At 68.8% G+C, this 22,857-nt stretch carries 17 protein-coding genes and 1 tRNA gene; 13 read left to right on the forward strand and 5 right to left on the reverse strand.

All coding sequences use genetic code 11. From position 1 onward, the window contains the following. Positions 1 to 174 precede the first annotated feature (174 nt). From gltB to pyk, 3 genes are all read left to right on the forward strand, one after another. A complete protein-coding gene (gltB, locus tag ACFRCG_RS11820) occupies positions 175 to 4,725 on the forward strand; it encodes a glutamate synthase large subunit (RefSeq protein ID WP_380030675.1) in 4,551 nt (1,516 codons plus the stop codon). Then, the gene (locus ACFRCG_RS11825) at positions 4,718 to 6,178 is read left to right on the forward strand and encodes a glutamate synthase subunit beta (RefSeq protein WP_380030676.1); all 1,461 of its coding nucleotides are present in this window, start codon (positions 4,718 to 4,720) and stop codon (positions 6,176 to 6,178) included. Before gltB ends, ACFRCG_RS11825 begins: the two co-directional genes overlap by 8 nt. A 158-nt stretch (positions 6,179 to 6,336) precedes the next feature. Beyond that, entirely contained in the window at positions 6,337 to 7,761 is a 1,425-nt protein-coding gene (gene pyk / locus ACFRCG_RS11830) for a pyruvate kinase (protein ID WP_380030677.1), read from the forward strand. A gap of 56 nt (positions 7,762 to 7,817) precedes the next feature. Here pyk and ACFRCG_RS11835 read toward each other — a convergent pair whose 3' ends face one another. From ACFRCG_RS11835 to ACFRCG_RS11845, 3 genes are all read right to left on the reverse strand, one after another. Then, positions 7,818 to 8,573, reverse strand: a complete 756-nt coding sequence (locus ACFRCG_RS11835) for a transcriptional regulator (RefSeq protein WP_380030678.1) — start codon at positions 8,571 to 8,573, stop codon at positions 7,818 to 7,820. A gap of 12 nt (positions 8,574 to 8,585) precedes the next feature. Continuing rightward, positions 8,586 to 9,356 carry a helix-turn-helix domain-containing protein gene (locus tag ACFRCG_RS11840; protein ID WP_380030679.1) on the reverse strand — a complete coding sequence of 257 codons (771 nt, stop codon included), beginning with the start codon at positions 9,354 to 9,356 and terminating at the stop codon, positions 8,586 to 8,588. 69 nt (positions 9,357 to 9,425) lie between these two features. After that, a tRNA-Leu gene (locus ACFRCG_RS11845) sits at positions 9,426 to 9,503 on the reverse strand. A gap of 112 nt (positions 9,504 to 9,615) precedes the next feature. On the opposite strand from ACFRCG_RS11845, the gene ACFRCG_RS11850 reads away from it, so the two are divergent. The 6 genes from ACFRCG_RS11850 (at position 9,616) to ACFRCG_RS11875 (ending at position 15,887) form a co-directional block, all read left to right on the forward strand. After that, positions 9,616 to 10,236: an ANTAR domain-containing response regulator gene (locus ACFRCG_RS11850; RefSeq protein WP_126641271.1), complete on the forward strand. Its 621-nt coding sequence runs from the start codon at positions 9,616 to 9,618 to the stop codon at positions 10,234 to 10,236. A gap of 213 nt (positions 10,237 to 10,449) precedes the next feature. Further along, a complete protein-coding gene (locus ACFRCG_RS11855; RefSeq protein WP_380030680.1) occupies positions 10,450 to 11,739 on the forward strand; it encodes a branched-chain amino acid ABC transporter substrate-binding protein in 1,290 nt (429 codons plus the stop codon). A gap of 101 nt (positions 11,740 to 11,840) precedes the next feature. Further along, entirely contained in the window at positions 11,841 to 12,764 is a 924-nt protein-coding gene (locus ACFRCG_RS11860) for a branched-chain amino acid ABC transporter permease (protein WP_170222317.1), read from the forward strand. Beyond that, entirely contained in the window at positions 12,761 to 14,182 is a 1,422-nt protein-coding gene (locus tag ACFRCG_RS11865) for a branched-chain amino acid ABC transporter permease (RefSeq protein WP_380030681.1), read from the forward strand. The genes ACFRCG_RS11860 and ACFRCG_RS11865 overlap by 4 nt, the downstream gene beginning before the upstream one ends. Next, on the forward strand, positions 14,179 to 15,102 hold the full coding sequence (locus tag ACFRCG_RS11870; RefSeq protein WP_380030682.1) for an ABC transporter ATP-binding protein: 924 nt from the start codon (positions 14,179 to 14,181) through the stop codon (positions 15,100 to 15,102). Before ACFRCG_RS11865 ends, ACFRCG_RS11870 begins: the two co-directional genes overlap by 4 nt. A gap of 80 nt (positions 15,103 to 15,182) precedes the next feature. Then, a complete protein-coding gene (locus ACFRCG_RS11875) occupies positions 15,183 to 15,887 on the forward strand; it encodes an ABC transporter ATP-binding protein (RefSeq protein WP_170222322.1) in 705 nt (234 codons plus the stop codon). 66 nt (positions 15,888 to 15,953) lie between these two features. Here the strand turns inward: ACFRCG_RS11875 and ACFRCG_RS11880 are convergent, their stop codons facing one another. Then, positions 15,954 to 16,382: a hotdog fold thioesterase gene (locus tag ACFRCG_RS11880; RefSeq protein WP_380030683.1), complete on the reverse strand. Its 429-nt coding sequence runs from the start codon at positions 16,380 to 16,382 to the stop codon at positions 15,954 to 15,956. 47 nt (positions 16,383 to 16,429) lie between these two features. Between ACFRCG_RS11880 and polA the strand changes: the two genes are divergently transcribed. From polA to ACFRCG_RS11900, 4 genes are all read left to right on the forward strand, one after another. Beyond that, positions 16,430 to 19,177 carry a DNA polymerase I gene (gene polA / locus ACFRCG_RS11885; protein WP_380030779.1) on the forward strand — a complete coding sequence of 916 codons (2,748 nt, stop codon included), beginning with the start codon at positions 16,430 to 16,432 and terminating at the stop codon, positions 19,175 to 19,177. 120 nt (positions 19,178 to 19,297) lie between these two features. Next, positions 19,298 to 20,530: a lytic transglycosylase domain-containing protein gene (locus tag ACFRCG_RS11890; RefSeq protein WP_380030684.1), complete on the forward strand. Its 1,233-nt coding sequence runs from the start codon at positions 19,298 to 19,300 to the stop codon at positions 20,528 to 20,530. Between the two features lie 125 nt (positions 20,531 to 20,655). After that, a complete protein-coding gene (locus ACFRCG_RS11895) occupies positions 20,656 to 20,793 on the forward strand; it encodes a hypothetical protein (RefSeq protein ID WP_380030685.1) in 138 nt (45 codons plus the stop codon). Positions 20,794 to 20,844: 51 nt separating this feature from the next. Further along, on the forward strand, positions 20,845 to 21,837 hold the full coding sequence (locus ACFRCG_RS11900; RefSeq protein WP_380030686.1) for a DUF3068 domain-containing protein: 993 nt from the start codon (positions 20,845 to 20,847) through the stop codon (positions 21,835 to 21,837). A gap of 126 nt (positions 21,838 to 21,963) precedes the next feature. Here the strand turns inward: ACFRCG_RS11900 and ACFRCG_RS11905 are convergent, their stop codons facing one another. Continuing rightward, positions 21,964 to 22,833, reverse strand: a complete 870-nt coding sequence (locus ACFRCG_RS11905; RefSeq protein WP_380030687.1) for a class I SAM-dependent methyltransferase — start codon at positions 22,831 to 22,833, stop codon at positions 21,964 to 21,966. Between the last annotated feature and the right edge of the window lie 24 nt (positions 22,834 to 22,857).

Here is a 22,857-nt window from a genome sequence, read left to right on the forward strand (position 1 = left end):
AGCGCCCGAGAGCCGGGCCGAATCACCCTGGTGACCGCATGGTGAGACGGGTTTGTCCCGGGTTCCGGATAGACGTACTGATCGTGTAACCTGCACGAAATCGCAGAGGGCCAACGTCGTCCCTGTTGCGCACCACACGCCACGACGACGACGGGAGCGCCCATGCCTCCTGCCATGCCCGCATCCTCGGGCCCCCTCTTCTCCGCGATTCCCGCGGCCCAGGGGTTGTACGACCCCCGTAACGAGCACGATGCCTGCGGCGTCGGATTCGTGGCCACGCTCACCGGCGAGCCCAGCCACGACATCGTCGACCAGGCGCTGACCGTCCTGCGCAACATGGAACACCGCGGCGCCACCGGCGCCGAGCCCGACACCGGCGACGGCGCGGGCATCCTGATCCAGGTCCCCGACGCCTTCCTGCGCGAGACGGCCGGCTTCGCGCTGCCCGCCGCCGGCGGCTACGCCGTCGGCATCGCCTTCCTGCCCGACGACGACGTGCACGCGGGCCGCGCCAAGTCCTCCATCGAGCGCATCGCCGCCGAGGAGAACCTGCGCGTGCTCGGCTGGCGCGAGGTGCCCACCACGCCCGGCCTCGTCGGCAACGGCGCCCGCGCCACGATGCCGCGCTTCGCCCAACTGTTCGTGGCCGGCGTCGACGACACCGTCACCGGGATCGCCCTCGACCGGCTCGCCTTCGCGCTGCGCAAGCGCGCCGAGCGGGAGGTCGAGGTCTACTTCGCCTCGCTGTCCGCGCGCACCCTGGTCTACAAGGGCATGCTCACCACGGGACAACTGGAGCCGTTCTTCCCCGACCTGTCGGACCGGCGCCTGGCGTCCGCGATCGGCCTCGTGCACTCGCGGTTCTCCACCAACACCTTCCCGGCCTGGCCGCTCGCCCACCCGTACCGCTTCATCGCGCACAACGGCGAGATCAACACGGTCAAGGGCAACCGCAACTGGATGGCCGCGCGCGAGTCCATGCTCGCCACCGACCTCATCCCCGGCGACCTCAGCCGGCTGTACCCGATCTGCACGCCCGAGGCGTCCGACTCGGCGTCCTTCGACGAGGTCCTCGAACTGCTCCACCTCGGCGGCCGGCCACTGCCGCACGCCGTGCTGATGATGATCCCCGAGGCGTGGGAGAACCACGCCACGATGGACGACGCCCGGCGCGCCTTCTACAAGTTCCACGCCACCGTGATGGAACCGTGGGACGGCCCGGCCTGCGTCACCTTCACCGACGGCAGCCTCATCGGCGCCGTCCTGGACCGCAACGGCCTGCGGCCCTCGCGCTACTGGGTCACCGACGACGGCCTGGTCGTGCTCTCCTCCGAGGTCGGCGTCCTGGACATCGACCCCGCCCGGATCGTGCGCAAGGGCCGGCTCCAGCCCGGCCGGATGTTCCTGGTCGACACCGAGGCCCGGCGGATCGTCGAGGACGACGAGATCAAGACCGCGCTCGCCGCCGAACACCCCTACCAGGAATGGCTGCACGGCGGCCTGATCAACCTGGAGGACCTGCCCGAGCGCGAACACGTCGTCCACACACACGCCTCCGTCTCGCGCCGCCAGCAGACCTTCGGCTACACCGAGGAAGAACTCCGCGTCATCCTCGCGCCGATGGCCCGCGCCGGCGGCGAACCGCTCGGCTCGATGGGCACCGACAGCCCCATCGCCGCGCTCTCCACCAAGCCCCGACTGCTGTTCGACTACTTCGTGCAGCTCTTCGCCCAGGTCACCAACCCGCCGCTGGACGCGATCCGGGAAGAACTGGTCACCGCGCTCGGCAGCTTCGTCGGCCCCGAGGGCAACCTCCTCGACGCCCAACCCGCCGACTGCCGCAACGTCGTACTGCCCTTCCCGGTGCTGGACAACGACGAACTCGCCAAGCTCATCCACATCAACCTCGACGGCGACCAGCCCGGCCTCAAGGCCGTCACCATCTCCGGGCTCTACCCGGTCGACGGCGGCGGCGCCGCGCTGGCCAAGCGGCTCGAGGAGATCCGCGCCGAGGCCACCCGCGCGATCGCCGACGGCGCCCGCATCGTGGTGCTGTCCGACCGCCACTCCGACGCCGAACACGCGCCCATCCCCTCGCTGCTGCTCACCTCCGCCGTCCACCACCACCTGATCCGGACCAAGACCCGGACCCGGGTCGGACTGATCGTCGAAGCCGGCGACGTCCGCGAGGTGCACCACGTCGCGCTGCTGATCGGCTATGGCGCCGCCGCCGTCAACCCCTACCTGGCCATGGAATCCGTCGAGGACCTGGTCCGCGAGGGCGTCTTCCTCAGCGACATCGCCCCCGAACAGGCAATCCGCAACCTGATCAAGGCGCTCGGCAAGGGCGTGCTCAAGGTGATGTCCAAGATGGGCATCTCCACCGTCGCCTCCTACCGCGGCGCCCAGGTGTTCGAAGCCATCGGCCTCGCCGAGGACTTCGTCGCCGAATACTTCACCGGCACCACCAGCAAGCTCGGCGGCATCGGCCTCGACATCGTCGCCGAGGAGGTCGCCCGCCGGCACGCCAAGGCCTACCCGCCCACCGGCATCGCGCCCTCGCACCGCCGGCTGGAGATAGGCGGCGAGTACCAGTGGCGCCGCGAGGGTGAACCGCACCTGTTCGACCCGGAGACCGTCTTCCGGCTCCAACACTCCACCCGCACCCGCCGCTACGACATCTTCAAGAAGTACACCGCGCGCGTGGACGAGCAGTCCAGGCGACTGATGACGCTGCGCGGCCTGTTCGGCTTCCGCGACGGCGTGCGCCGGCCCGTCCCGATCGACGAGGTCGAACCGGTCTCCGAGATCGTCAAGCGCTTCTCCACCGGCGCGATGTCCTACGGCTCCATCTCGATGGAGGCGCACCAGACGCTCGCCATCGCGATGAACCGGCTCGGCGGCAAGTCCAACACCGGCGAAGGCGGCGAGGACCCCGAGCGGCTCCACGACCCCGAGCGACGCTCGGCGATCAAGCAGGTCGCCTCCGGGCGCTTCGGCGTCACCAGCGAATACCTGGTCAACGCCGACGACATCCAGATCAAGATGGCCCAGGGCGCCAAGCCCGGCGAAGGCGGCCAACTGCCCGGGCACAAGGTGTACCCGTGGGTCGCCCGCACCCGGCACTCCACCCCCGGCGTCGGCCTCATCTCCCCGCCGCCGCACCACGACATCTACTCCATCGAAGACCTCGCCCAACTCATCCACGACCTCAAGAACGCCAACCCCGCGGCCCGAGTGCACGTCAAGCTCGTCGCCGAAGTCGGCGTCGGCACGGTCGCGGCGGGCGTGTCCAAGGCGCACGCCGACGTGGTGCTCATCTCCGGGCACGACGGCGGCACCGGCGCCTCGCCGCTCACCTCGCTCAAGCACGCGGGCGGCCCGTGGGAACTCGGCCTCGCCGAAACCCAGCAGACGCTGCTGCTCAACGGCCTGCGCGACCGCATCGTGGTGCAGACCGACGGCCAGCTCAAGACCGGCCGCGACGTGCTCGTCGCGGCACTGCTCGGCGCCGAGGAATACGGCTTCGCCACCGCGCCGCTCGTGGTCTCCGGCTGCGTGATGATGCGCGTGTGCCACCTCGACACCTGCCCCGTCGGCGTCGCCACGCAAAACCCCGTGCTGCGCGAGCGGTACAACGGCCAGGCCGACCACGTCGTCAACTTCTTCGAGTTCATCGCCGAGGAAGTCCGCGAACTGCTCGCCGAACTCGGCTTCCGCACCCTGGAAGAAGCCGTCGGCCACGCCGAACTCCTCGACACCGCCGCGGCGATCGAACACTGGAAGGCCGAAGGTCTCGACCTCACGCCCCTGTTCCACGTGCCCGCGCTCCCCGAGGGCACCCCACTGCACCGCACCGGCCCCCAGGACCACGGGCTGGCCAAGGCGCTGGACAACCAGCTCATCCAGCTCAGCGCCGACGCCCTGGAACGCGGCGAGAAGGTCGTCATCAACCTGCCGGTGCAAAACACCAACCGCACCGTCGGCACGATGCTCGGCCACCAGGTCACCAAGCGCTACCGCGGCGCCGGACTGCCCGACGACACCATCGACATCACGCTCACCGGCTCCGCCGGCCAGTCGTTCGGCGCGTTCGTGCCCAAGGGCATCACCCTGCGGCTCGAAGGCGACGGCAACGACTACGTCGGCAAGGGCCTGTCCGGCGGCCGGATCACCGTCCGCCCCCACCGCGCCGCGACCTTCGCCGCCGAGGACAACATCATCGCCGGCAACGTGATCGGCTACGGCGCCACCGGCGGCGAGATCTACCTGCGCGGCGTCGTCGGCGAACGCTTTTGCGTGCGCAACTCCGGCGCCACCGCCGTCGTCGAGGGCGTCGGCGACCACGGCTGCGAATACATGACCGGAGGCCGGGCCGTCGTCCTCGGCCGCACCGGCCGCAACTTCGCGGCCGGCATGTCGGGCGGCATCGCCTATCTCCTCGACGCCGACCCGAACAACATCAACACCGAACTCGTGGGCATCGAGAACCTCGACGCCACCGACCGCGCCGAACTGCACGACGTTGTGCGCCGGCACCACGAGGAGACCGGCTCGGCCATCGCCGAAGCCCTGCTCTCCGACTGGGACGCCGCCTCCCGGCGCTTCACCAAGATCCTGCCCAGGGACTACAAGGCAGTGCTCGCCGCCAAGGACGCCGCCGAGCGAGCCGGTCTCCCCGAGACCGAGATCGTCCAGAAGATGATGGAGGCGGTTCATGGCTGACCCGAAGGGCTTTTTGACCACGCCCCAACAGCTCGGCACGCGGCGCCCCGTCGACGTGCGCATCCGGGACTGGAAGGAGGTGTACGAGGAGCGCACACTGCTCCCGATCATCACCGAACAGGCCGGGCGCTGCATGGACTGCGGCATCCCGTTCTGCCACAACGGCTGCCCGCTGGGGAACATCATCCCCGAGTGGAACGACCTGGTCTGGCGCGACGACTGGCAGGCGGCGAGCGAACGCCTGCACGCCACCAACAACTTCCCGGAGTTCACCGGGCGGCTGTGCCCCGCGCCGTGCGAGGCCGCGTGCGTGCTCGGCATCAACCAGGCGCCGGTCACCATCAAGAACGTCGAGGTCTCGATCATCGACCGGGCGTGGGACGACAACAACGTCGCCCCGCAGCCGCCCGACCGGCTCTCCGGCAAGACCGTCGCGGTGATCGGCTCCGGCCCCGCCGGCCTCGCCGTCGCCCAGCAGCTCACCCGGGCCGGGCACACCGTGGCCGTCTACGAACGGGCCGACCGGATCGGCGGACTGCTGCGCTACGGCATCCCCGAATTCAAGATGGAGAAGCGGCACATCAACCGGCGCATCGAACAGATGCGCGCGGAAGGCACCAAGTTCTACACCGGCATGCAGATCGGCACCGACCTGGACGCGGCCAAGCTGCGCCGGCGCTACGACGCGGTGGTGATCGCGGCCGGTGCCACCGCCGCGCGCGACCTGCCGATCCCCGGACGCGAGTTCGGCGGCGTGCACCAGGCGATGGAATACCTGCCGTACGCCAACAAGGTGCAGGAGGGCGACCTCGTCGCCTCGCCGATCGACGTGGCCGGGAAGCACGTGGTGATCATCGGCGGCGGGGACACCGGCGCCGACTGCCTGGGCACCGCGCACCGCCAGGGCGCGGCCTCGGTCACCCAGTTGGAGATCATGCCCCGGCCCTCCGAGGAGCGGCCCGCCGCGCAGCCGTGGCCGACCTACCCGATGACCTATCGGGTGGCCAGCGCGCACGAGGAGGGCGGCGAGCGCGTCTACGCCGTCAACACGCAGGAGTTCGTCGGCGGCGAGGACGGGCGGGTCAGGGCGCTCAAGCTGGTCGAGGTGGTCTTCGAGGACGGCCGCTTCGTACCGGTGCCCGGCAGCGAGCGGGAGATCCCGGCCGACTTCGTCTTCCTGGCGATGGGCTTCACCGGAACCGACCGCTCCAACGGGCTGGTCGAGCAGCTGGGCCTGGCCCTGGACGAGCGCGGCAACGTGGCACGCGACGAGGCGTTCGCGACCAACGTGGACGGCGTGTTCGTGGCCGGCGACGCCGGACGCGGCCAGTCGCTGATCGTCTGGGCGATCGCCGAGGGCCGCTCGTGCGCGGCGGCGGTGGACGGCTGGCTGACCGGCGGGACCAACCTGCCGGCGCCGATCCGGCCGACCGATAGACCGCTCACGGTGTGACGGAGCGCGACCGCACGGGTCGGGATTGAATATGTGACGAAAGTCGCGTGAACGAGAAAGGGCGCCGCCGTTGCGGCGCCCTTTCCGCATGCCGGAAAAGCGCCATATACCGGACGCGGGTACGGCTTACCCAGCGGTAGGAACTAGGCTTTGGGACCATGCGTCGAGCCAAAATTGTCTGCACCCTGGGTCCTGCCACAAATTCGTATGAACAGATCCGCACGCTGGTCGACGCAGGCATGGATGTAGCCCGCTTCAACCTCAGCCACGGCGCGTACGCCGAGCACGAGGAGCGTTATCACCGCGTCCGTCGGGCATCCGACGAAACCGGTCGCAGCGTCGGCATCCTCGTCGACCTCCAGGGCCCGAAGATCCGCCTGGAGACCTTCGCCGAAGGCCCCGTGCTCCTGGAGCGCGGCGACGAGTTCACGATCACGACCGACGACGTCCCCGGCGACAAGCACGAGGTCGGCACCACCTACAAGGGGCTGACCGCCGACGTCACCAAGGGCGAGCGGATCCTGATCGACGACGGCCGGGTCACCCTGGAGGTCGTCGACGTCGAGGGCCCGCGCGTGCACACGATCGTCATCGAGGGCGGGATGGTCTCCGACCACAAGGGGCTCAACCTGCCCGGCGTGGCGGTGAGCGTCCCCGCGCTGTCCGAGAAGGACATCGAGGACCTCAAGTGGGGCCTCGCGCTCGGTGCGGACATGATCGCGCTGTCGTTCGTGCGTGCCGCGAGGGACATCGAGGACGTCCACAAGATCATGGACGAGGTCGGTGTCCGGCTGCCGGTGATCGCCAAGATCGAGAAGCCGCAGGCGGTGGACAACCTCGAGGAGATCGTCCACGCCTTCGACGCCATCATGGTCGCCCGCGGCGACCTGGGCGTCGAGATGCCGCTGGAGGCCGTGCCGATCGTGCAAAAGCGCGCGATCACGCTGGCTCGGGCCAATGCCAAGCCCGTCATCGTCGCCACCCAGATGCTCGACTCGATGATCAGCGCCTCGCGTCCCACCCGGGCCGAGGCGTCCGACGTCGCCAACGCCGTCCTGGACGGCACCGACGCGGTGATGCTCTCGGGCGAGACCTCGGTGGGCAAGTATCCGATCGAGACCGTCAAGACCATGGCGCGGATCGTGGTCGCGGCGGAGGACTCCACCGCGATGCAGGAGGAGATCCGCACCATCGCCGGTCCGCGCACACAGGGCGGGGTGATCGCGAAGGCCGCGATCGAGATCGCCGAGCGGCTCGACGCCAAATACCTGGTCGCGTTCACCCAGAGCGGCGACACGGGTCGCCGGCTGTCGCGCTACCGCTCGATGATCCCGATGCTGGCCTTCACCCCGGAGCCGGCGGTGCGCAGCCGGCTGGCCCTCACCTGGGGCCTGGAGACCTTCCTCGGCCCGCTGTGCAGCCACACCGACGAGATGGTCCGCCAGGTGGACGCGGCCCTGCTGGCCATCGGCCGCTGCAAGAAGGGCGACCTGGTCGTCATCACGGCCGGCTCCCCGCCCGGCGTCCCCGGCTCCACCAACCTGATCCGCCTGCACCACATAGGGGATCTCCCGACCGAGTAGTGGTCGGTCAGCGCACGACTGATGGTCCGTCACCCGCCCCGGCGGATGACGGACCATCAGTATTTGGGCCCCACGTGCTCATCCATCAGCGCAACGGATGTCCGCCGGGCAACGGAGAGGTTGTCGCGCCGAGCGAACCTCCACTCGACACCGAGTTCGTCCAGCGTCGTGGTCATGATCCGCATGATGTCCGCGGACGCGTTGGTGAAGAGGTAGCGGGGATACTCATAGCGCTTGCGCTCACCCGCGACCACGCGCGTGGTCCGGTTCGTGATCCGACACCCATCGGAGTGAATCAACCCACGCACGAGCGCCCACGGCTCGCCCCGCACGATGTCCCGCTGCCAGGACTCCAACACGATCGCCCGCTCATGCTTGCGCCCGGGCCCGTGCTGGGGGAACAGACACGGCCAGTGCTTCCAGAGCGACGTGACCATGTGACAACCCTGACGAGGCACACGAAAGACGTTGCCGCCGGGGCGAATCGCCCGCATCGCCGCCTCGCACTCGTCCATCAGACCGGGCCAGGCGTCTCCACAGGCGATCCGTAGCCCGTACACACCCTTCGCGTAGCCGCTGAGGCAACCGTCGCCCAGATAGAGGCCGAGCAGATAGGCGTAGTCCCGACCGGGTTCCGGTGCGGTGGGCACTCCGGTGCAGCGAACACAGCCCGTGGGCCGCGCCGGGTCGACGCGGACCCGCCATGACCGCATGGCGGCGCGCGAGATCCCGGTTTCCTTGCTCACCGAGTTCAGACTGCGCCCACCGTCGAGGAGCCGAAGTGCCGCCAGACGCGTCGTCGTGTCGTACATACGCGCGGGCCGTCAGTATTTGGGACCGACATGTCGGTCCATGAGCGCGACGGAGGCCCGGCGGGCGACGGAGAGAAGGTTTCGTCGGGCGAATTTCCACTCGACACCGAGTTGGTCCAGGGTTGTCGTGAGGATGCCCATGATGTCCCTGGATTCGTTGGCGAAGAGGTAGCGCGGGTATTCGTAGCGTTTGCGCTCGCCGGCCACGACCTTCGTCGTCCAGTTCACGATCCGGCAACCGTCGGAGTGAATCAGTCCACGCACGAGCGCCCAGGGTTCGGCGCCGACGATGTCCTGCTGCCAGGGTTCGAGGACGATCGGTCGCTCGTGCTTGCGGCCGGGGCCATGCTGGGGGAACAGACAGGGCAAGTGCTGCGAGTAGCGCTTGACGTCCGTACAGCCCGGCCGAGGTACGAAGTTCGGCGCAGGGCCCGGAAGAACCCTGGACATGGCGTTCGCGCACTCTCGGATCAGGCCCGGCCAGGCATCGGCGCAGTAGATGGAGATGCTGTAGGTGCGCGGGTGGGCCGCGATATGGCCGTCGCCGAGGTAGAGACCGAGAAGGTAGGCGTACGAGCCGCGATCGATCTCGAGGTCGTCACCGTGACAGCGAAAGCAGGGAGCGAGACGTCGGCCGGGAAGCTCACCGTGCCGAAAACGTTCCATGTGTAGCCAGTAGCCCACGGTCCCAGAGGGGACGCGTAGCCTTCGAGCCACCTCGGCGTTGGTGACGCCGGTGTGCAGCAGACTGAGTGCCTGGCGGCGAAGATCCGGGTTGGTCATGGGCCCACCGTGGACCGCAGACACCCACTGGATCAGGCGTTCGAGTGCGATTCACTCGATCGGACCAGTTGGTGCCCCGGGTCGGACTCGAACCGACACTGTATGGGTTTTGAATCCATTGCCTCATGCCAATTGGGCTACCGGGGCGGCTGAGCTGGGCTTTTCACCGTTTGGCGGGAAACCCAACACCTGCACGCGGAACACCATACCGCGTCTCGGTACCCTCGTGTCCGCACCATTTCTCTGATCGAGGAGCGACGTGACCGCCGCCACGCAGCCGCCCGCCGCAGAGCAGGACAGTCGGCGCGCCCGTGTCGTCATTGCCGAGGACGAGGCGCTGATCCGGCTCGATCTGAAAGAGATGCTGGAGGAAGAGGGGTACCACGTCGTCGGGGAGGCGGGGGACGGGCAGCGGGCCGTGGAGTTGGTGGAGGAGTGTCGGCCCGATCTGGTCATCCTCGATGTGAAGATGCCGATATTGGACGGCATTTCGGCGGCCGAGCGGATCGCCCAGGCGCGGCTCGCGCCGGTGCTCATGTTGACCGCCTTCTCGCAGCGCGAGCTGGTCGAGCGGGCCCGGGACGCGGGGGCGATGGCCTACCTGGTCAAGCCGTTCACCAAGGGCGACCTCGTTCCGGCGATCGAGATGGCCGTCTCGCGTTATACCGAACTGGCCGCCCTGGAGCGCGAGGTGGGCGACCTCACCGCGCGGCTGGAGACGCGCAAGCTCGTGGACCGGGCGAAGAGCGTGTTGCAGGAGAAGTACGGGATGTCGGAGCCGGAGGCGTTCCGGTGGATCCAGAAGGCCTCGATGGACCGCCGGATGTCGATGCGCACCGTGGCCGAGGTGGTCGTGTCCGGGGGCGACGTCGCCGACTGATCCGAGATTGTCGATTCAGCTACGAACCCGTCCGGTTCCCGACAAACCGGACGGGTTCGTTGTTTTTCCGACAGCTGATGATCATATTTGATCACTTTGGATCGTAAGAATTCGTTTCCAGTTTCTTTTGGATTACATCTGGTTACGGGCGCATCACATCTCCGTCGGCGGACTGCCGCTGCCGTTCCGGCCGGACTACATTCCGGGCACCGCATGTTCATCGCGGTTTGTGAAGGCGCCCCGATGCGGGCTCCGAACTTTTTCTACAAGGGGTTGGGGTTTGCTGTGCTCAAGCGACGCGTGATCAAAATCGCGCTGCCCATCGCGGCAGCGGCACTCGTGCTTTCCGCGTGCGGCAGTGACGATGACGGCGACAAGAAGAAGGACGGGGGCAGCACTGCTCCCGGCAACTCCGGCGGCGGTAACAAGCCGACCTGGACCATCGGTTTCCAAGCGGGCCTCTCGGGGGAGAATGCTCAGCTTGGCATCAACGAAGAGAACGGCGCTCGGCTCGCCGTCGAGCAGGCCAACGCGAAGGGCGATCTTCCCTTCACGCTCAAGTTCAAGACCTCGGACGACGAGGCATCGGAGACCAAGTCGGTTTCCGCGGCGCAGAAGCTGATCGACGACAGCAATGTTGTTGCCGTTATCGGCCCCGCCTTCTCCGGCCCGACCAAGGCCGCGTCGCCGAACTACGCCAAGGCGAAGCTCGCCACGGTTTCCCCGTCCGCGACGAACCCGTCCCTGACGAACCCGGAGAACAATTTCACCGCGTTCTTGCGGGGTGCGCCGAACGACAACGCCCAGGGCGGCGGGATGGCGAAGTACCTCTCGAAGAAGCTCCAGGTCAAGAAGGTCTTCGTCGTCGACGACAAGACCGAGTACGGCGTGGGTCTGTCGAAGGTCGCCAAGGACGAGCTGACCAAGGCCGGCGTCCAGGTCGTCTCGGACAGCGTGCCGAAGGCCACCCCGGACTACGGTCCGATCTCCACGAAGATCAAGAACTCCGGCGCGGACGCCATGATCTACGCGGGCTACTACCAGGACGGCGCGCCGTTCGCCAAGAAGCTGAAGGAAGCGGGCTTCAACGGCCCGAAGTTCTCCGGTGACGGCACCAACGACGCGCAGTTCGTCTCGCTGGCCGGCGACGCCGCCAACGACTGGTTCCTCACCTGCCCGTGCGCCGACGCCAACGTCGAGGCGGCCACGAAGCAGTTCACCGAGGACTACAAGAAGCGCTTCAACACCAACCCGAGCACCTACTCGGCGGAGTCGTTCGACATCGCCAACCTGGTGATCGACCAGATGAAGTCCTTCGGTGCGGAGAAGATCACCCGCGAGGCGATGCTCACCAAGCTCAAGGGTGCCCAGTACAAGGGTCTGACCAAGACCTTCAAGTTCAAGCAGAACGGTGAATTCGACGGCGCCACGACCTTCATCTACCAGGTCAAGGGCGGCAAGATCGGCTACATGGGCGACATCGACCAGCTCGTGGGCGGCTGACCTCCTCGTCGAGGACGTCGCCACCTGACGATCGGGCCCGGGCCTTCCCGGAGTTTCGGGAGGGTCCGGGCCCGTCCGGTTTTCTTGAGGAAGCTTTCCTTATGCAACCTGATGAAATCCTGGATTACCTTATTCCAGGGATCATGCTCGGTGCGCTGTACGCGGTCATCGCCATCGGCTATACCCTCGTCTATGGTGTGCTACAGCTCATCAACTTCGCACACAGCGAAGTCTTCATGGTGGGCGCCTATTCGGCCCTGCTCGCCTTGACCTGGATCGATCCGAGCACCAACCCGACGGCACTGGTGTCGGTCTTGTTGGTCGCGGCGGGGTTGGCCGTTTCCGGTACCGCGGGAGCGGCCACAGCCTTCGCTCTGGAGAAAGTCGCGTACAGACCGCTCAGACGCAGGAACGCGCCACGTTTGGCGTTCTTGATCAGCGCGATCGGGGCCTCCTACTTCCTGCAGAACCTGGCGGGGAAGTTGTTCGGTCGCGACTCGCGCGCACTGCCGACGCTGTTCGAGAACAAGAAGGTCTTCTCGGTCTTCGGCACCCAGGTGACCATCCTGCAGCTGCTCATCGTGTGCGCGGCCGTGCTGATGATGGTCGGCCTGGACTACCTGGTGAACCGCACCAAGCTGGGCTCGGGTATCCGGGCGGTGGCGCAGGACGCCGAGACGGCGGGCCTGATGGGCGTGGACATCGACAAGGTGATCTCGCGTACGTTCATCATCGGCGGCTTCATGGGTGGCATCGCCGGTTTCCTGTTCGGCCTGCACCTGCAGCTGTCGTTCACGATGGGCTTCCTGCCGGGCATCACCGCGTTCGCCGCGGCGGTCGTCGGCGGGGTGGGCAACATCCGCGGCGCGATGATGGGCGGCATGCTGCTCGGCATCGTGGAGAGTTTCTCCTCGCCGATATTCGGTGAGTCGTGGCGGTACGTCAGCGCCTTCGCGGTGCTGGTCCTGGTGCTGATGTTCCGGCCGACCGGCATCCTGGGCGAGCGCTTGGGGAGGTCGGCGTGACCACGACCACGACACAGACGGATTTCGCGCCGACGGCGGCGGCGCTGGCGAAGTTGCGGCGCAAGCGCTGGTACCAGCACCCGATGTACGGCCGACTGGTGGGCACCGTCGCGGCGGCCGTGCTGCTGGACGTGATGAGCGGTCCGCAGGGCAGCCGCGAGGACGTGTTCTTCTCGCTGGACAAGACCCTCGGCTCGATGCGCGTGGTCTGGTGGGTCATCGGCGCGGTCGCGCTGTGGGCGGTGATGGAGTTCGGCAAGCCGCTCTACCAGCGTTTCCTGGGGCCGAAGGTGGGCCCGCTGGACCGCTTCACCACTCCCGTGACCGAGCCGGTCAAGGCGGTGGCGGCGCAGGCCAGGGCGAAGACGGCCGACTGGCGTCGGATCATCTGGGTCCGGCTCGGCTTCTCGGCGGTGGTGATCGGCCTGCTGATCCTGCTGCCGAACCTGCTGTCCACCTTCTGGAACCAGGTCCTGGTCAACGAGGTGGCGATCTACGTTCTGCTCGCGATCGGGCTGAACGTGGTGATCGGCTGGGCGGGCCTGCTCGACCTGGGCTTCATCGCGTTCTTCGCGATCGGCGCGTACAGCACGGCGTATTGGACCGGCGCGATGCCGGTGGATCCGCCGTTCAAGCTGAACGCGTTCCTGGTGATCCCGGTGGCGGTGGCCACGTGTCTGCTGGCCGGGCTGCTGCTCGGCGCGCCGACGTTGCGGTTGCGCGGTGACTATCTGGCGATCGTCACGCTCGGCTTCCACGAGATCATCTATTTGATCGCCAAGAACGCGGACGGGTTCACCAACGGCCCGCGCGGTGTCCAGGGCATCTCGAACTTCGGGATCCACATCGGTCCGATCGACTACGACTGGGAACTGGATCCGGTGCCCTACTGGTACCTGTTGATCGGTATCGCCACGATCTTGATCATCGCGTTCCTGCGGCTGGAGCACTCTCGGGTGGGTCGGGCCTGGACGGCGATTCGCGAGGACGAGGTGGCCGCGTCGGCGACGGGTGTGCCGACGGTGAAGTTCAAGTTGATGGCGTTCGCGATCGGCGCGTCGACGTCCGGCATCGCCGGGGTGGCGTACGCGAGCAAGGCGCGCTTCATCAGCCCGGAGAGCTTCCTGCTGTTGTTCTCGGTCCTGGTGGTCGCGTACGTGATCTTCGGCGGCATGGGTTCGCTGTGGGGCGTGATCATCGGTACGGCGTTCCTGGCCTGGCTGCCGCAGTACATGAAGGACTGGGTCGATCCGAACGACCGCTTCATGTACCTGGGCGCGCTGCTGATCATCATGATGATCTACCGCCCGCAGGGTCTGATCCCCTCGGTGCGGCGCAAGCGTGAGTTGAGCATGGCCAAGGCGGGTCTCGGCGACGCGGACGCGATGTCGGAGCCGGCCGGCGGGAGGATGACGTGAGCATCACCACGACGAAGGCGGACGACCGGCCGCGGGTGGATCCGGGCGACCAGGTGATGCGGGTGCGCGGTGTGACGCTGCGCTTCGGCGGCCTGGTGGGCCTGTCCGATGTGGCGTTGGATCTGCATCGGGGCGAGATCCTGGCGGTGATCGGGCCGAACGGTGCGGGCAAGACGTCGCTGTTCAACTCGCTCACCGGGATGTACGTCCCGCAGGAGGGCACGATCGTGCTGCGCGACCGGTCGGGCGGCGAACATTCGCTGCTCGGTCGCAAGCCGCATCTGGTCAACCGGCTGGGGGTGGCCCGCACCTTCCAGAACATTCGCCTGTTCGGCGCGTTGACGGCGTTGGAGAACGTCAAGATCGCGGCGGAGACCCGGCAGAAGTCGGGCCCGGTGTCGATCATGCTGGGGTTGCCGAACGCGCGCCGTGAGGATCGCGAGAGCGACCGGCGGGCGCTGGAGTTGTTGCACTTCGTCGGTCTGGACGGGCTGCTCAACGAGTTGGCCGCGTCGTTGTCCTACGGTCAGCAGCGCAGCCTGGAGATCGCCCGGGCGCTGGCCACCGATCCGCAGGTGTTGCTCCTGGACGAGCCGGCGGCGGGCACCAACCCGACGGAGAAGCTCGACCTGGAGGTGTTGATCCGGCGGATCAACCGCGAACTGGGCATCAGTGTGCTGCTGATCGAGCACGACATGCGTTTGGTGATGTCGGTGGCGGACCGGGTCACGGTGCTCAACTTCGGCAAGGTGATCGCCTCCGGTTCGCCCGCCGAGGTGCAGCGCGACCCGGAGGTCGTGGCCGCGTATCTGGGCGCGGAGATGGCGGCCGAGATGACCGGTGCGACGCAGGCCGAGGTCGGTGGGGTGCCCGAGGACGGTTCGGTCCCCGCGCAGCGGGACGGGGAGGAGCAGCGATGAGCGCCGCCGACGCCGCGGGCGCGGACGCGGTCGGGTTGGCCAAGCCGGCCGCCGGCACCGCCGTACCGCCCCGCAAGAAGATGTTGGAGCTGGACGATCTGCACGTGTTCTACGGCGCCATCCAGGCGCTGAAGGGTGTGCACATCGAGGTGAACGAGGGCGAGATCGTGGCCCTGCTGGGTGCCAACGGGGCGGGCAAGACCACGACGTTGCGCACCATCTCGGGGTTGTTGACGCCGCGTGAGGGCGAGGTGCGCTGGCGCGGCGAGCGCATCGACGGGGTGCCTGCGCATCACGTGGTGGGGCTCGGCATCGGGCATTCTCCGGAGGGTCGTCGGGTGTTCCCGGCGATGACCGTCACGGAGAACCTGAACATGGGCGCCTACCGGTTCAAGTCGGTGCCCAAGGCCGAGTTGGACCGGGTGTTCGAGTTGTTCCCGCGGTTGGCGGAGCGCCGCGAGCAGTTGGCGGGCACGTTGTCGGGTGGCGAGCAGCAGATGCTGGCGATCGGGCGCGCGTTGATGGGGCAGCCGAAGCTGCTGCTCCTGGACGAGCCGTCGATGGGTCTGGCGCCGCTGATCGTGGCGCAGATCTTCGAGATCATCCGGGAGATCAACGAGCAGGGCACCACGGTGTTGCTGGTCGAGCAGAACGCCGCGCAGGCGTTGCGGCTGGCGCACCGGGGCTATGCCCTGGAGACGGGGTCGGTGGTGTTGTCCGGGCCGGCCGATCGGCTGTTGTCGGATCCGAAGGTGCGCGAGGCGTATCTGGGCGAGGGCGCGTAGCGCGATGGTGTCCGCGCGGCGGAGGGGGTCGGCCCCTTCGCCGCGCGGTTCCGCCGGTCGGCGGGGTCAGGGGCGCTTGATCAGGCAGCTGAGCCGCGCGGTGCAGACGCGCCGGTCGTTCTCGTCGGTGATCACGATCTCGTAGGTGGCCAGGGTGCGGCCCAGGTGTACGGGGGTGGCCACGCCGGTGACCACGCCGGCGTCGGCGGAGCGGTGGTGGGTGGCGTTGATCTCGATGCCCAGGGCCATGGCGTCGCGGCCGGCGTGCAGCGCGGAGCCCACCGAGCCGAGGGTTTCGGCGAGGACGCACGACGCGCCGCCGTGCAGCAGCCCGTAGGGCTGGGTGTTGCCCTTGACCGGCATGGTGGCGACCACACGCTGGGCGGATGCCTCGACGAATTCGATCCCCATGCGCTCGGAGAGGGTGTCCCGGCTGCCGAGGTTCATCAGGGCCAGGATCTCTTCGAGGCTGGGCGGGGTGGTCTCGTCGGGCATGGTGCGCTCCTGTCGGATACATGGTTGTGTCGGCCTGACAGCCTAGGATCGCGGTCGTGGCAGCTACTCGGACCCCCCAGACCTCCGTTCCCGCCGGTTCCCGGCCGCGACTCCTGCTCCTCGACGGGCACTCGTTGGCGTACCGGGCCTTCTACGCGCTCAAGGAAGCGTCGATGAGTACCGCGACGGGTCAGCCGACCCAGGCGGTCTACGGGTTCACGTCGATGTTGGTGAACGTGTTGCGCGACGAGGCGCCGACCCATCTGGGTGTGGCGTTCGACGTGTCCCGGCAGTCGTTTCGCACCGAGGAGTTCCCCGACTACAAGGCGAATCGTTCGGAGACTCCGGAGGAGTTCAAGGGCCAGGTCGAGCTGATCGTCGAGGAGCTGACGGCGATGGGCGTGCCGACGATGCGCGTCGCCGGTTTCGAGGCCGACGACGTGATCGCGACGTTGGCCACCCGGGCCGCGGCCGAGGGTTTCGAGGTGCTGATCCTCACCGGCGACCGTGACGCGTTGCAGCTGGTCACGCCGGATGTGACGGTGCTGTATCCGATGATGGGCGTGAGCAAGCTGCACCGGTTCACGCCGGACGCGGTGGAGGAGAAGTACGGGCTGACTCCGGCGCAGTATCCGGACTTCGCGGCGCTGCGCGGCGACCCGAGCGACAACCTGCCGGGCATTCCGAAGGTGGGGGAGAAGACCGCGGCGAAGTGGATCCGCGAGTTCGGCTCGTTCGCCGAGCTGGTGGCGCGTGCCGACGAGGTCAAGGGCCAGGCCGGGCAGAATCTGCGCGACAACCTGGACAATGTGAAGCTGAACCGGCGGCTGACCGAGTTGGTGCGCGACGTCGAGCTGGAGGTGACGCCGACGGATCTGGAGCGCAAGCCGTTCGACCGGGTGGCGGTCGAGGTGGTGCTCGACGCGCTGGAGTTTCGCAACGCGAGCTTCCGGGAGCGGTTGTGGGCGGTGGACCCTGGGGCGGTGGTCGCCGTGGCCGAGCCCGAGCCGGGCTTCGAGATGGACACCACGGTGGTCGCGCCGGGCACGTTGGCCGAGTGGTTGGCCGAGCACGCGGCGGGCGCGGAGCGCACCGGGTTGGCGGTGGACGGCTCGTGGGGGCGCGGCACCGGTGAGGTCAAGGGGCTGGCGTTCGCCGCGGCGGACGGGTCGGCGGCGTTCGTGGATCCGTTGACGATGGACGCGGGCGACGACGCGGCGTTGGCGGCGTGGCTGGCGGATCCGCGGCGGACGAAGGCGGTGCACGACGCGAAGGGGCCGATCCTGGCGCTGGCCGCGCGCGGCTGGGCGCTGTGGGGGATCACCAGCGACACCGCGCTGGGCGCCTACCTGGTGCTGCCCGGTCAGCGCTCGTTCGCGCTCGAGGGTCTGGTGGAGCGGTTCCTGGGGCGCGAGTTGCGGGTGGACGCGGGCGGTTCGGGCGACGGGCAGCTGGCGCTGGACATGTCCGACGAGGCCGACGCGGAGCCGGGCGCGGCGCTGATGCTGGCCGCGCGGGCGGTGGTGGATCTGGCGGCGGCGCTGGATACCGAGCTGGCGGCCAAGGGCGGGTTGGAGCTGCTGCGGGACATGGAGTTGCCGCTGCTGCCGGTGCTCGCGCACATGGAGCAGATGGGCATCGCGGCCGACCTGCCCTATCTGGAGCGGCTGCAGGAGCAGTTCGCGGCGGCGGTCAAGCAGGCCACCGAGGAGGCGCACGCCGCGGTGGGGCACGAGTTCAACCTGGGCTCGCCCAAGCAGTTGCAGGAGATCCTGTTCACCGAACTGGGCCTGCCGAAGACGAAGAAGATCAAGACCGGGTTCACCACCGACGCCGACGCGCTGACCTGGCTGGCCACGCAGACCGACAACGAGTTGCCGGTGATCCTGCTGCGCCACCGCGACCAGACCCGGCTGCGCACCACGGTCGAGGGTCTGATCAAGACGGTCGCCGACGACGCGCGTATCCACACCACGTTCAACCAGACCGTGGCGGCCACGGGCCGGTTGTCCTCGCAGGACCCGAACCTGCAGAACATCCCGATCCGGACCGAGGAGGGCCGGCTGATCCGGCGCGCGTTCGTGGTCGGCGAGGGCTTCGAGGGGCTGCTCACCGCCGACTACAGCCAGATCGAACTGCGGATCATGGCCCACCTGTCGCAGGACACGGCGCTGATCGAGGCGTTCACCTCGGGTGAGGACCTGCACTCGACGATGGCCGCGCAGGTTTTCTCGGTGGCGCCGGAGGCGGTGGACCACGGGCTGCGCAGCAAGATCAAGGCGATGTCCTACGGACTGGCGTACGGGCTCTCCGCGTTCGGCCTGTCCCAGCAGTTGGACATCGAGCCGGCCGAGGCGCGCGGGCTGATGGAGACCTACTTCGAGCGGTTCGGCGGGGTGCGCGACTACCTGCACAAGGTGGTCGAGGAGGCCCGGCAGACCGGCTACACCGAGACCGTGTTCGGCCGCCGGCGCTATCTGCCGGATCTGACCAGCGACAACCGGCAGCGGCGCGAGATGGCCGAGCGTATGGCGCTGAACGCGCCGATCCAGGGTTCGGCGGCGGACATCGTCAAGGTGGCGATGCTCGCGGTGGATCGGGCGATGCGGGAGGAGAAGCTGGCCTCGCGGATACTGCTCCAGGTCCACGACGAACTGGTCCTGGAGGTGGCGCCCGGCGAGCGGGAGCAGTTGGAGGCGCTGGTGCGGCGGGAGATGGCCGGCGCCTATCCGCTGCGCGCGCCGCTGGACGTCTCGGTCGGTTTCGGGGCGAACTGGGAGGACGCCGGTCACTGATCCGGAACGAGTGCGCCGTGGGGGTGGAGAGCCGGCCGAAGCCGGCATAGGTTCGCACGGGCACCGGTGGTCACCGACGGCCGGTGCACCGTCGAACTCGCGCACAGAGGGGGGAGCTTCGTGGAAGAGGCCGAATCGGGGCCCGATCCGCGGAAGCCGGGCGAATCGGAGGCGGACGCCGGCGCGGTGTCGGTGGAGCGGATATCCGCCGCCGCGCCCTCGGCGGAATCCGAGAGCACGCCCGGACCCGAGAAGCCGCCGACGGCCGGCGCGCCCGAGGAGCCGGCCAAGCGCAGACGGATCCTGAATCCGTGGCTGGGCAGCGCGGCGGCGATCCTGGTCGTGTTGGCGTGCGGCGCGGCGGTGCAGTCCCCGTTCACCATGGTCACCGCGCACCGGGTGCCCACCTCCGATCTGCCGCGCCTGTCGGACGCGGCGCCGGTCGGCGGCGTCTCGGTCAACGGCGGCGGCCCGGCGCACTTCGAGTTGCCGCCGCCGGTGGTGCCGGCCGCGCTGCCGGGGGCCGCGAGCACCGCCGCCACGCCGCCGGCGACCACGGCCGCCCCGGGCGCGACGTCCTCGGCCGGGCCGCGGGGCACCGCCGCGACCGGGACCGGCGGGATACCCCAGACGGTGCTGCTGGCGTATCAGCAGGCGGCGTCGAATCTGGCCCGGATGGATCCCGGCTGCAAACTGCCGTGGACGCTGCTCGCGGGCATCGGCCGGGTGGAGTCGGAGCACGCGTACGGCGGCAACGTGACCGTGGACGGCACGTCGGTGACCCCGATCCTGGGTCCACGCCTGGACGGCGGGCAGTTCGCCCGGATCACCGACACCGACGGCGGACGCTACGACTTCGACACCGAGTTCGACCGCGCCGTGGGGCCGATGCAGTTCATCCCGTCCACCTGGAAGAGCTGGGCGATGGACGGCAACCGGGACGGCGTGGCCAACCCGCAGAACATCTTCGACGCGACGCTCACCGCGGGGCGCTACCTGTGCGCGGGCAACCGGGACCTGTCCACCGGGGCCGGGCTGAACGCGGCCATCCTCAGCTACAACCACTCCAACGAATACCTGCGCACGGTCACCTCGTGGATGACCTACTACGCGACGGGTGCGCGTTCGGTGCCCGACGCGCGGCAGCCGGTCAAGCCGACCACGAAGGCGCCGACCACGAAGCCCGCCGCCACCAAGTCGGCGGAGTCGCCGGCGACGGGTGATCCGTCGAAGAGCGCGACGGCGAGCGCGTCGGGGTCGGTGACGCCGCCGATCTCGTCGAGTGCGTCGGGAGCGCCGGAGCAGTCCGCCTCGGCGTCGTCGGCCGACGCCGCGACGGCGGACGGTCGGTAGCCGGCGCGAACCCGAGCGGAATCCGATCCGCAAAAAACGGGAACCTGTTCTCGTTTCTTGCTACCGTGCCCCATCGTCGACCGTCGCGGCGTCGGCCGGGGCAGCAGGAAAGGTGGGACCGCCGAATGCGTTCCTTCGCAGCGGTCGTGGCCGGGGCGATCCTCGCGGTCGGGGCCGCGTTCGTGCTGAACGCGTGCGCCGCCGCGGATCCCGGGCCCGTGCACAAGCCGCTCCAGGTCACGAGCCCGCCCGCGCGTCCCTGACCACGCCGGCGCGAATCCGTACCCGGTTCCATCGTCAAGGGGTCCACCTCGATGCGTCGTAAGTCCGGTCTGATCCTTCTGGTCGCGGCCGTGTTCTGCGTGGCCCTGGCGCCGCTGTTGCGCGAGTTCGTCCTCCCGAGAGTGGTGGCCAAGGCGCTCGCGGGCGAGGACGCCTACCGGGTGCTGGTCCTGGACGCGACGAACGCCACGCTTTTGGGCGCGCCCGAGGGCCCGGGCAAGGCCAAGGTCACCGCGATCCAGGCGATCCGGCCCAACGCCAAGGACAGTCACGGCTCGACCGTGGTGTGGGACCTGAACCTGGCCGTGCTGGACGGCACCGGCAAGGTGGTCACCCAACTGCCCGAGCGCTACGCGTTCGACGCGGCCGGCCAGATCCCGAAGAACTGCTGCGGCGAATCCGTCGACGGCGCCCCGGCCGCGCACACCGGCCTCGCCTACAAGTGGCCGTTCTTCACCGGCAAGCGCGACTACAACTACTACGACTCGCAGGCGCACAGCGCGAACGTGATCTCGTACAAGGGCACCGACAAGCGCGACGGGCTGCGGACGTACCGCTTCGAGCAGGTCGTGCCGTGGATGAAGATCCCGATGCCCAGGCAACTCCCGGGCGGCCTGGACCCGGTCGCGGTGGAGAAGGAGGGCATGCAGCTCTGGTACACCGCGACCCGGAAGATGTGGGTGGAGCCGGTCACGGGCATCCCGGTGTACGTCGAGGAGACCCGCACCGAGGAGCTGCGCACGTCGCCGCCGGCGGACGACCCCAACGCCAAGCCGGCGGTCACCAAGGTCTTCGACGGCACCTTCAAGCTGCGCCCGCAGTGGTCGGCCGCGCTCGTCGCGGACGCGAAGGAGTGGAGCGGGACGCTGCGGCTGCTGCACGACACGGCGCCGTTGGGGTTGATCGTGGTGGGCGTGTTGTTCTTTGTGACGGCCGTCGTGTTGCAGTTCGTGGCGGACCGTAAGGCGGCGCGGCCGCGGCCGTCGGTCGAGGAGGAGGCACCCACCTTGGCCGAGGTGCGATAGCGCGCCTTGCGCGCGAGTTCGGTGTACCCGCCCGCTCCGCCCGTTGCGTGTCGTGTGCGTGTCGCGGATCCGGGGCATCGCGGACGCCCGGCCCGGCTTCTCGGGCGTCCGTCGATTCCGGGGTGCTCAGTCCTTGGCGCAGACGAAGATCGCCGTGCCGGGGATCAGGCGCCCGCGTAGGGGGCTCCAGCCGCCCCAGGTGGAATCCAGGTCGTCGGGCCATTCCGGCTCGACGATGTCCAGGAGGTGGAAGCCGGCGCCGACCACCTCGCGTACCCGCTCGCCGAGCGTGCGGTGTTGTTCGACGTAGGTGGCCCGGCCGGTGTGGTCCTGCTCGACGTAGGGGGTCGTGTCGAAGTACGAGGCGACCGCGGTCAGCCCCTCCGGCCCCGGCTCGTCCGGGAACGCCCAGCGGATCGGGTGGGTGATCGAGAAGACCCACCGCCCGCCCGGTCGCAGCACCCGGAACACCTCGCGCATGATCCCCGCCCCGTCCGGGCTGAACGGCAGCGCGCCGTACGCGGAGAACGCGAGATCGAAGCTCGCGTCGGCGAACGGCAGCCGGCCCGCGTCGGCCTGCACCACCGGCACCCGGGTGCCGTGCTCGGCGTCCAGCCGGCGCGAGTGCTGGAGCTGGCGCAGCGACAGGTCGAGCGCGATCGGGAACGCGCCGCGCGCGAGCAGTCGCCGCGAACACTGCGCCGCGCCCGCGCCCACTTCGAGCACGGTGCGCCCCTCGACCGGGCCGAGCAGCTTCACCCGGTCCTCGTCCAGTCCCTCCGGGCACCACGTGAAGCGCGCGTCGCCGAGGAAGTCGCCGTGCTCGACCTGGTACTCGTCGGCGTTCGCGTCCCACCACCGCCGGCCCGCGCGCACACTCTCGACGAGGCCGACCCTGCGGCGTACCGCGTCGTCGTCGACGCCTTCCGCGTCCTCGGGGTCGACGTAGCGCGCGACCAGTGACGCGTGGGGGTCGTGGGACGTGGGCCGGTTCACTTGGCTCCCAGGTTGCGGTGAAGC

It is taken from the genome of Embleya sp. NPDC056575, assembly GCF_042793325.1.
Taxonomy (GTDB): domain Bacteria; phylum Actinomycetota; class Actinomycetes; order Streptomycetales; family Streptomycetaceae; genus Embleya.